General features: G+C 49.2%; 10 protein-coding genes and 2 pseudogenes. 4 read left to right on the top strand and 8 right to left on the bottom strand.

Annotated features, from left to right (window positions below; translation table 11 throughout):
• From WG8_RS01940 to WG8_RS01920, 5 genes and pseudogenes are all read right to left on the bottom strand, one after another.
• A pseudogene (locus WG8_RS01940) lies at positions 1-959 on the bottom strand (ABC transporter permease); the annotation flags it as partial.
• Complete coding sequence (locus WG8_RS01935) at positions 952-1854, bottom strand: ABC transporter ATP-binding protein (RefSeq protein WP_007428363.1); 903 nt, start codon at positions 1852-1854, stop codon at positions 952-954. The gene WG8_RS01935 and the pseudogene WG8_RS01940, both read right to left, overlap by 8 nt.
• Entirely contained in the window at positions 1851-2840 is a 990-nt protein-coding gene (locus WG8_RS01930; protein ID WP_007428362.1) for an ATP-binding cassette domain-containing protein, read from the bottom strand. The genes WG8_RS01935 and WG8_RS01930 overlap by 4 nt, the downstream gene beginning before the upstream one ends.
• Before the next feature lie 6 nt (positions 2841-2846).
• Positions 2847-3248, bottom strand: a complete 402-nt coding sequence (locus WG8_RS01925) for a GntR family transcriptional regulator (protein ID WP_007428361.1) — start codon at positions 3246-3248, stop codon at positions 2847-2849.
• Between the two features lie 39 nt (positions 3249-3287).
• Positions 3288-4007 carry a hypothetical protein gene (locus WG8_RS01920; RefSeq protein WP_007428360.1) on the bottom strand — a complete coding sequence of 240 codons (720 nt, stop codon included), beginning with the start codon at positions 4005-4007 and terminating at the stop codon, positions 3288-3290.
• Between the two features lie 234 nt (positions 4008-4241).
• Between WG8_RS01920 and WG8_RS01915 the strand changes: the two genes are divergently transcribed.
• Together WG8_RS01915 and WG8_RS01910 are read left to right on the top strand one after the other, a co-directional pair.
• Positions 4242-4469, top strand: a complete 228-nt coding sequence (locus WG8_RS01915; protein ID WP_007428359.1) for a DUF1858 domain-containing protein — start codon at positions 4242-4244, stop codon at positions 4467-4469.
• A gap of 14 nt (positions 4470-4483) precedes the next feature.
• Entirely contained in the window at positions 4484-5743 is a 1260-nt protein-coding gene (locus WG8_RS01910; RefSeq protein ID WP_007428358.1) for a DUF438 domain-containing protein, read from the top strand.
• Here WG8_RS01910 and WG8_RS01905 read toward each other — a convergent pair.
• The gene (locus tag WG8_RS01905) at positions 5700-6245 is read right to left on the bottom strand and encodes a GNAT family N-acetyltransferase (protein WP_007428357.1); all 546 of its coding nucleotides are present in this window, start codon (positions 6243-6245) and stop codon (positions 5700-5702) included. The genes WG8_RS01910 and WG8_RS01905 overlap by 44 nt on opposite strands.
• Positions 6246-6387: 142 nt before the next feature.
• Here WG8_RS01905 and WG8_RS01900 point away from each other — a divergent pair, with 142 nt between their 5' ends.
• Positions 6388-7695 (top strand): hypothetical protein, encoded by a 1308-nt coding sequence (locus WG8_RS01900; RefSeq protein WP_007428356.1) that lies wholly within the window; start codon positions 6388-6390, stop codon positions 7693-7695.
• Positions 7696-7762: 67 nt separating this feature from the next.
• Here the strand turns inward: WG8_RS01900 and map are convergent, their stop codons facing one another.
• Complete coding sequence (gene map, locus WG8_RS01895; protein ID WP_043890690.1) at positions 7763-8512, bottom strand: type I methionyl aminopeptidase; 750 nt, start codon at positions 8510-8512, stop codon at positions 7763-7765.
• Positions 8513-8650: 138 nt separating this feature from the next.
• Positions 8651-8839 carry a hypothetical protein gene (locus WG8_RS01890; RefSeq protein WP_007428354.1) on the bottom strand — a complete coding sequence of 63 codons (189 nt, stop codon included), beginning with the start codon at positions 8837-8839 and terminating at the stop codon, positions 8651-8653.
• Between the two features lie 363 nt (positions 8840-9202).
• Between WG8_RS01890 and WG8_RS01885 the strand changes: the two are divergent.
• A pseudogene (locus tag WG8_RS01885) lies at positions 9203-10242 on the top strand (serine hydrolase domain-containing protein).
• The last annotated feature ends 111 nt before the right edge of the window (positions 10243-10353 follow it).

Here is a 10353-nt window from a genome sequence, read left to right as displayed (position 1 = left end):
TACAGAAAGTAGCCCAGGATGTAAAAAATCAAACCGTAGCTGAGTACCGCAGTGTTCAACTGTGACAGGTCCAGCCCGGCTGAGCTGAGGATGGCACCGTTATGCGGCAGCATGAGGTTGGCACACACGACAGCAGCAAAAACCGCAATTTGCATTAATCCGACGAGGAAGATGCCGATAATTTTTCCGAACATCTGGGTCAACGGTGATACGCTTGTGATGAGAATCTCCATAATGCGTGAGCTTTTTTCCGAAGTCACCTCCGAAGCAATCATATTGCCCGTCATCATGGACGAGGTGAAGAGCAGGATCATCAGTATATAGACCAAGCCATAGTTAATCATAGAGGTCGCTTTATCCTTTGTCTCTGCAGCTCCCCCCGTCTCAGACGGGCTGTCCACTTTCCTGCTATCCACAACTACTGGTGTGCTAATTTCACGAACCTGATCACTGGTCAACACATTGCCGCCAATGATGGCTTGAACCTTTGCTGCCTGCAGCCCCGTTTGTAACAATGTGATAACTGCGGGGGACGGTTCTTTTTGTACAGATACGTACTCCACTCGGGGAAACGTTGCTCCCTTGGCGACAGGCTCCTTGAGCTCCACATAGCCCTGCAGCTTCCCGTTCTTCAAGGCCTGCTGCATGGCCGGAGCTTGTGCGTTGTCATAACGCACCCAAGTGGCTGCCGGATTGGACTGCTCCTTGGTGAATTTCTCCAATTGATCAGCAACCTCTGTTCGGCTCCCGGCAATCAGTGCCAGACGATGTTGCTCGGCTGCTGTTTTCCCGAAGCCGCCTGCAGCACCTGCCCCTTCTCCTTTAAACAAAGAAATCAAATACGGCAGGTTCATGCCCAGGGTAATGAGCAAGGCCAATACCAGCGTCGTAATGATAAAAGATTTGGTTTTTGCCTTCTGACGAAACGTAAAACCGATCACCGTCCCCAATCTATTCATGAGAATCACCCACCTCTCGGATGAAAATTTCGTTCAGCGTAGGCTCCTTGATCTCAAAATGCTCCACATCCGCTTGTTCCAGGGCGGTTTGTAAAATCAGCTTTGCCGCATCCGGCTGCTCAATATACAGCATCCAGCCTCGGTCCATAGGCTCCACACGACGCACACCGGCCAATTGCTCCAGTCCGTTCACTTCACCTGTGGTGATGAGCCGGACTTTTTCACGTGGGTAGCGATTTTTGATTTCCTGCACACTTCCCTGCACAACGGTATTCGAACGATGCAAAATTGTGATATGGCGGCACAGCTCCTCCACATGCTCCATGCGGTGGGTCGAGAATAAAATCGCTGCTCCATCGTCCCGCAGCTCCTTTACCGTCTCCTTAAGCAGCTCGACGTTCACAGGATCTAGCCCGCTGAAGGCCTCGTCCAATATGAGCAGTGTCGGGCGATGCACAACCGCTGCAATAAAGCCCATTTTCTGCTGATTCCCTTTCGATAGCTCTTCAATCCGCTTATCGTAATATTCCGGTACGCCAAAACGCTCCAGCCAGTAGCGCAGACTTTTGTCCGCCTCCTTGGCCGACATGCCGCGCAGCCTGCCCAAATAGTTAATTTGCTCGCTCACCTTCACCTTGGGGTATAGCCCTCGCTCCTCGGGCAAATAGCCCATTGTCCGCTGAAGCTCCTTGCTATACGGCTTACCCTCATATTGAATGCTTCCCCCGTCAGGGTAAATCAGGCCGAGCACCATTCGCATGGTTGTCGTTTTACCTGCTCCATTGCCTCCCAGCAGTCCGTAAATCTCCCCTCCGTTCACGTTCAGTGAAATTTCGTTTACCGCCGTATGATTTCCATATTGCTTCACGACTTTTTCCAATTGCAGCATACTCATGAATACTCCGCTCCTTTCTTCTGCACGAAAGTCTCTTCATTACCCGGTAGTTGCCCCGCAGACCAATGCATTAAAATATCATCCAGCTCCAGACGCCGCACACGGATGGGACGAATACCTGCTTGCTCCAATATGGCACTGGCTTCTATCGCCGCCAACGTTACAATCCGCTGCAATCTTCCTTCGCTCTCTGTTTCTATAACCCCCGGAAGCTCTGATGCTTCCTCCGGCGTGCCCTCAAACCATATTTCCTTGCTATTTTCGAGCAAATGGTCCTTTTCCAGCTTGCCGAGCAGCCTGCCTTCATGCATCAAGACAATATAATCTGCCAAGCGCTTGATTTCATCTATGATATGAGTGGCGATAATGACCGTCGTTTTGCCGTTTTTCATACAATCCCGCAGTTCCTCCAGCATAATCTTCCATGCAAAAGGGTCCAGACCCGACGAAGGCTCATCCAGCAGCAATAAACGCGGATGAGGCGCCAAGGCAGCAGCCAGCTCAAACTTACGCCGCTCTCCCTTGGACATACGCGATAATTTGGTGTGCGGAGGAACCTGAAATCGTTTCATCAGACGCTGAAAACGGGTTTCATCCCAGCCCGGATACCATACCGCTCGAAAAGCCGCTGCTGCTTCTGCCGTGAGTCGGTCTTCCTCGCGGGTCGGATGCTCCGGTACGTATCCGACCCATTGCCGCGTATCTACAGGCATACCTTCAGGGTACACTTGACCGAACCAGCGAATTTCACCAGCATCCGGGTGAACAAGCTGGGTCAGCAAATGGATCAATGTACTTTTTCCTGATCCGTTATGTCCAGCCAAAGCGACCACGTATCCCGGCTCAATGGTCAGATTAATCGGTCCAATCTGGCGGTCTCTCCGGGTTTTATAGACCTGGTTCATCTCAATAATCGGTGTTTTCACCTGTATTTCCTCCGGTGCTCCCACTGGCACTTCCACATGGTTGTTTACATGGATTTTCACTGGCGGTCACTCCTTTGCTTTGACTTCATACCTTTTCTTCACCATCTCTGCGAAAAGCTCCAACAATTCCTGCTCTGTCATCTGTACAGCGATGCCCGTAGCAATCGCTGTGTCCAGTGCCTCGGTCACCGCCTTAAGTCGGTGGGCTGAACGCATATTTTCCTCTACTAGCGCGACGAAGGTTCCCGTTCCCTGGCGGGTACGAAGCAAGCCCTCGTTCTCCAAATCCTGATAGACCCGCCGGACGGTGATCACGCTGCAACGGAGCGTCCCCGCAAACTCCCGAATGGAGGGAAGCAGCGTTCCCGCTGCAATCTGTCCGGTTACGATGAGTGAACGAAGCTGCTTTTCAATCTGCGCATACAGCGGTTCAGCGCTATTCTCATCAATGTGCACCGGTATATTCACCTGCGTCTCTCCCCTCTCTGTATCCTCCTACACATGCTGCTATGCCAGATCACGCTTGATAAGCTTGTGCAGTGTCATTCGATAGGACACAAAAATTCCAAAAACTCCTGCCGCCAGCGCTCCCCACATCACGGGGGACAACAGCTGCCATTCCTTGCTGTAAAATGCCGTTATGGATACCAGATTGGCTCCATATATTCGAACCATAATCGAAATCATTCCGCAAATCAGCATGATGATAAGTGATAGCCAAAAGTAGGCTTTTCCCCTTTTAAGAAATTCCAAATACATATAGATGGCTTGAATCAGCATCCCATAGCCTATCCAGGTCAGAGCAAACGATATAAAGAAACCTGGGCCGGCATAGGCCCGAAGCGTTCCTGACACCGCAAACAGAAGAATAAAAAATACCACACTGTTCCCGATAAACGCAAAAATCGCTTGTTGAATGCGACTCATAATGACCGCGCTCACCGGGATGGGCAATGTGCGAAGGAAAGCCAGCATATGTGTATAGGAGTCTTCCTGCAAATATTTAAATGTACGACGGTTATAAATGAATCCAAGAAACGGCGTCAGCACCAGCATGACAAAATCAGCTGCCGGATTTAAGGCTCCACTCTCGCCAAACTCCATACTTACAACAAAGCTCATGGTAAAACCCAGATACATAATAAAAAGTAATGTCCACAATAGCGCATATGGATTATTGCGAAAATCCTGACGGGTGATTGCCCATGCCTGCTTCATGATTGCCATTTTCTCATCCTGATCCCTTCTGCACCGTCTGTAATGATAGCCTCAGCTCTCATGGCTTCTGAGGATCATCACAGTAATCAGTGTTATTACTGTATATATCTTTATACACAGTATATAAACTGTACAACACACCTGTCAATTTTAAAATTTAAATTGTGCGTACAATCACAAAGGCTGGTCAGAACCTATGCTACTCTGTAACTGATAAACGTTCTCACTAAAGGGGATGAGCAGATGGATAAGATACTGCATTGGGATGAGCCGATATTTAACCTTGTTAGTCGATATCCCGAAGTGACGAGCATTATGGTAGAGCTTGGTTTTCACGATATCGCCAAGCCTGGCATGCTACAAACCGCGGGACGTTTTATGACACTGTCCAAAGGAACTACATTAAAGAAAATAAGTATGGAAACTGTGCAGCAGACGTTTATGCAGCATGGTTTTACCATTCAAAAATAAAGGAGCTAAAGATCATGAGCGAGTTAATTAACAACCGTGAACATACACCGCAGGAATTAACAGAACGTCAACGAATCCTGAAGGAAATTATAAAAGAATTACATGCCGGAAAAAGCGTGGAGGAAGTTAAAGCGCGCTTCGCAGAGGCCGTAGGCGGGGTAAGTGTGTCTGAAATTTCGGCCATGGAGCATGCATTGATGACCGAGGAGGGAATCCCGGTGTCGGAAGTCCAACGCCTCTGTTCCGTGCATACATCGATATTCAAGGGCTCTATTGAGGATATTCACCGTCCTTCAGGACCGGAGGAACAGCCGGGACATCCTGTCCACACCTTCAAGCTGGAAAACCGGGAGATCGAACGGCTGGTCAACTTCAAGCTGGCATTGCATGCAGAGCAATTTCAAAAAGAGGACAGCCCCAAGGTTATTTACAAGCTGCTCGAGGATTTAAGCCTGCTGATGGATCTCGACAAGCACTATAGCCGCAAAGAAAATCTGGTCTTTCCTTATCTGGAGCGCTACGGCATATTCGGTCCTACCAAAGTGATGTGGGGAGTGGACGACGGCATCCGTAATGCGATCAAGGAGGCCAAAAACCTGCTCACCCAATATAACGGAGATCGTGAGCTGATCGGGAAGGCGCTTGCCCATATCATAAGCGAAGTCAACGAAATGATATTCAAGGAAGAAAATATTTTACTGCCGATGGCACTTGGCAAGCTAACTGAGGATGAGTGGCTGAAAATAGCTAGGGAAAGCGCGGAAATCGGGTTCTGTCTGACCGCCCCTGAACGGGAATGGATACCTGAGCGTGCGGCGGAGCCTGTAGAAGCGGTTGAGCAAAAGGAAGGAGCATCAGGAACCCCGCAAGGCTTTGTGCGATTCGAGACGGGGATTCTATCCGTGCAACAATTGGAACTGCTGATGAACCACCTCCCCGTTGATTTGACCTTTATCGATGAAAATGATGTCGTTCGCTATTTCTCTCACGGCAAAGAACGGATCTTTGCCCGCACAAAGGCCGTCATTGGTCGTACCGTACAAAATTGCCACCCGCCGCAAAGCGTGCATGTCGTTGAGAAACTGCTGGAGGATTTTAAGGCCGGTCGCAAGGATGTGGAGGATTTTTGGATTCCGATCAAGGAAAAATTTGTCTACATCCGTTATTTTGCCATTCGTGATGCCGAAGGCCGCTATCTGGGAACGCTGGAATTCACGCAAAATATCGCGCCTATTCGCGCTCTTGACGGACAAAAGCGGATTCTATCGGAATAGTTTCCCAGCCGTAGGCTAACATATTCAGGTTTTTGCCACCTATATGAATAAGATGCTGTTCTACTACCAGCTTGGCTCCCAGCCGTTCATAAAATGTACATGCTGGATTATCCGCTAATACCCACACGATCGCGGAGTGAATCTGCATACTGCTGAAATGCTGTAGTAGACGCATCAATAAGCCCCTCCCCAGCCCCAAACTGTTGTATTCTTTTAAAACATAAATAGCCGTTATTTCCCCCCCAAACGGGGGGTATTCTCCTGACTTTTCCGGACCTCCACTTACAAATCCGATGATTTCCCCCTTCTCATTTTCCGCTACAAATACCAGATGACCATCCTCACTGGAAATATTTTCATTCCACAACTCTGTTCTCTGCTCATAGGAAAGCTGCTCCAGAACCTCGTCAGGCATTATATTTTTGTATGTCGTTCTCCAGCAATCCACATGCACCTTGGCGATGTCCGCAGTATCTGCTATCGTTGCTTCCCTGATTATCATTTGAGCCACCCCTATTTCCAATATTATGCTTTTTATTCTATCAACGAGCCGAATCTTGATCTATAATAAAAATATTCATTGTTTCGTGAAGTCTGATATTACAGCAGCTCTCATACCACTCAGTGTTATTGGAGGATTCAACTTGAATAAAATCGTTTTATTTTATGTTCCGCTAGGCATTTCGTCTTTGATTGCCGCACTAACGCATGTTATCGTGAATGCCGTGCTCGCGCGTTCAGAGCATCCTTCATTTACATTAAGCAGCTATGCGGTCGCTGTCAGCCTGTGCCTGCTGCTGGAAACTCCGTTAACCGCCGTGCGGCAGATGACCACGAAATTCGGCTATGACCGCAAGTCGGTTCATTCTATCGGTATTTTATGTGCATTCGTAGCGGCGGCCGTACTGATCGTTGGCTGGAGTGTCGGGCTGACACCCGTAGGGAATCTGGTCTTTCAGTATGTATTCGGCGTATCTCCGGCATTGATCGAACCTACCAAGAACGTATTTCAGGTTCTTACTTTACTATACATATTGGTTGCTGTCCGTAACATTTATCAGGGACTTATCATCAACAAGCATCGAACCGCATGGATGACGTTCAGCTCGTCCATACGTATTGTCGTGATGCTGCTCGCGTCCTGGTTTTTAATCCGTGCAGGCTGGACTAATGACGGACGAATCGGGGCCGCCATTTTTATTGCAGGCATCTTCATTGAGCTGGTCATCACCTTTTTGGAAGGGCGGGTTCTGAAAAGAAAGCTGCCGACTGACAACGGAGAGCAAACCATCCATCATACGAAACATCTGCTCCCTTTTTACCTTCCTTTGCTGTATTCGGCGCTGGTGCTGGTCATTCTGAATCCTTCCATACAAGCTGCGCTGAACAATACATCGGACCCGCTTTTGGCCGTGGCCTCTTTCTCCGTAGCCCTGCAAATTTTGAATTTATTCGTCTGGTTTTGCAGTTCCCTACATCAGATTGTCATTCAATTTTATACGTCCAGGCGCCGGGAGGTTCTGATATTTTTAAGCTTTTTGTCGGCCCTGTCGCCATTGCTGCTGCTGTTGTTATCCTTCGGATTTGCAGGTGACCCTGTGTTGCGGAATGTATTGGGACTGGAAGGAGAGCTGTTGCTGGAAACCAGAGGGCTGCTTCGCATATTAGCTGTCTATGTCGCATTTTATCCGTGGGTAGAATATTTTATTGGGCGGTCGATATTGATCGGCAATACCAAACCCATCTTCATTGGCAGGCTGTTTTCTGTGGGTTTTGCGATTCTTGCGCTAGTCCTGTGTATCTGTTTTTTTCCTGGGCTGGACGGCAAAGTGGCTGGAATTGTGATGGCCGTATCCTCTCCCATTGAGCTGAGTATCTATCTGTTGCTCTATCGAAAAATATCTATGAACACCATGCAAAACATCTATGTGCACCATGAAGAATCATCCTGAGAAAAAATTCACCTAGAGAGCCTAATGCAAAAGAAAGCACATTGGACTCCCTAAGGCACACTATCCTTTACGAGGTCAAAATGTATGGGCCGTTCTTCGTGATTGCAATCGTATGCTCGTATTGTGCGCCCCAACTGCCGTCGGCCGTGCTGATGGTCCACCCATCATCGTCCCACAGCACGGCTCCTTCGGTTCCGAGCGTAAATACCGGCTCGATGGTAATCACCATTCCTTCACGTAGCGGCAATCCCGTTCTGGCACGGCCGTAGTGCAGGACATCCGGCGGCTCATGCATCTGACGGCCAATCCCATGTCCGATCAAAGGCTTGACGATGCCAAAGCGCCGCCAACCTGCCGTTTTTTCCACCGCGTGCCCGATATCCCCCAACGTCCTCCCTGGACGGGCAACCTCGATTCCGCGCACCAGCGCCTTATGGGTCTGTCGTAACAGCCGTGCGACCGGACGACTGACGTTACCTACCGCATAGGTCCACCCCCGGTCGGCCAACCAGCCATCCTTGTTAACCACGATGTCGATGGTCACAATATCCCCATCATGCAGCACCCGCTCCGAGGGGAAGCCATGACATACGACCTCGTTGACCGAAGCGCAGGTGGCATAAGGAAAGCCTTTATAGCCCTTTTGTTCCGGCGTGGCACCGCGCTTGCTCAAAAACTGTTCCACCCATGCATCAATTTCAAGCGTTGTAATTCCCGGAAGAATACGGCTCTCCAGCGCACGATGGCAATCAGCCAAAATGCGCCCGGCTTCTCTCATATAGCCGATTTCCTCCGGTGTTCGTATCGCTACTTCTATTGGAATCCGCCTCCTTTGTCACACCATTTTTACTAAACCTATCCCATTGTATGCAAGACGAACACAAAAAAACCGTCTCCTCTGTGGATAGACGGTTTATAAAAGGCGTATTTCTAGTTTTGCGGGTAATCGTACCCTTTAAGATACTGAAGAATTTATGCGACCGAGTTCGTTTTCCACCACCATGGTTAACTCTTCCTCATACCCTCCTGTAATCCGGTATTTTCGCACATATTCCTTTACAAATTTTTTGGGATCCTTAGGCCGGAAAATTCGAGTCATTTCCCGCAGACTTTCCTTTACTTCATTGTGACCTTTCGTTGCCATGTAACTCCCTCCCAAAACGTTGAAAATAAGTGCTCCGTTGAAGAGAATGCCGAAAAGTATAGATGTCCTTATGCAGTGAAGTAGTATGTCTAATGCAGCTTAGGTCGGGAACGCCTTATGCAAGGCATGTACCTGACACTATTATTAACCGATCTTCGTTTGGCTGAATCACTACCCCATTATAACATATTCAGATACTGCTTTCAGCTTTCCAGTAAATTTACATTGAGTTTACCTATCTTTTACGCTTCATGTTATTTGAAGCAACGATCTAGCTGGCTCACAGAGGCATACCTTATTTATCGGCTTTTGGAGTGTATGTGTTTGGGGTAAAATAAATAAACATAACAAGGAGGGAAAAGGATGCGCCGCTATGCTCCGTTGTTCACCGCCCCGGTCGCCCGTCTATCTGCCCTGAGTAACGGAACTTGTGAGGAGGAGGGCGTCAATGCCTCCCTGCTCGATCAGGCTGACCGCGAAATCGAGAAAAAGTTTACTAAAATGCGCAGCTTCCTGCTGCTTCGCCGCGGCAAGCTGATCTGGGAACGCTATTACAACGGACACGAAGCAAGCGCTCTGAACGATTTGCGATCCGCGACCAAAAGCTTCACTTCCACGCTCATCGGTATTGCCATGGCACGTGGCGATATGCCTGGGCCGGAGACGGCTGTGCATAAGCTGTTGTCTGAGTATCTGCCACGGCGGGAGAACCCGCTGCTGGAGCGGGTCACGATTCGCCATTTGCTGACGATGACATCCGGTCTGTATTGGCAGACGGGCAAAAAGCTTGGCGAGGCTTTTATCCGCCGTTTTCATCGCAGCAAAAGCTGGCCGTCCTTTGCCCTGCGCCTGCCAGTGCAGGCGGATCAATTGGGCGTATTCCAATACCGCAGTGTGGATTCGCATCTGTTGTCCGTACTGCTGACCCAATGCTGCGGGACTGATGCCTATACGTACGCGCTACAACATCTCTTCGAGCCGTTAGGTTTCGAAAGAAGTGGATGGGCTCAAGACCCTGAGGGTTATACTATGGGGCACATCGGTCTGTATCTCACATCACGTGATATGGCTAAATTCGGCGATTGCTGCCTTCATCAAGGCTTCTGGAATGGACACAGGAGCTGATCCCGGCTGATTGGCTGCGTCAAGCGACGCAGCGACAGGTTGAAGGCTATCCAGAATTCGGGGACTACGGATTCCAATGGTGGACCGGACGACTTCATGGCATCGACTACGCATGTGCGCATGGACATGGAGGACAGCAAATTTATCTTGTGCCTGAAGCCGATGCAGTCGTGGTATTTACAGCAGACAGCAAGGTCAGCCGCTGGAAAAATCCACGCTCACTACTGGATCGCTACATTTTTCCAGCCGTATCCTCCCTCAGCCTGGAACGTTCCTAAAATGAGCTTTATGCGCTTATTGAATAATAGGGGGCTAAACATCATGGAAGCCGCAGCACCAAAAATATTAATCTTATATGCTAGCTACGGAGAAGGCCACGTACAGGCCGC

The sequence above is a fragment of the Paenibacillus sp. Aloe-11 genome, assembly GCF_000245715.1.
Lineage (GTDB): Bacteria > Bacillota > Bacilli > Paenibacillales > Paenibacillaceae > Paenibacillus > Paenibacillus kribbensis.
The sequence above is the reverse complement of the archived record's forward strand: the minus strand, read 5'-3'. Positions and strand labels throughout refer to the sequence as shown.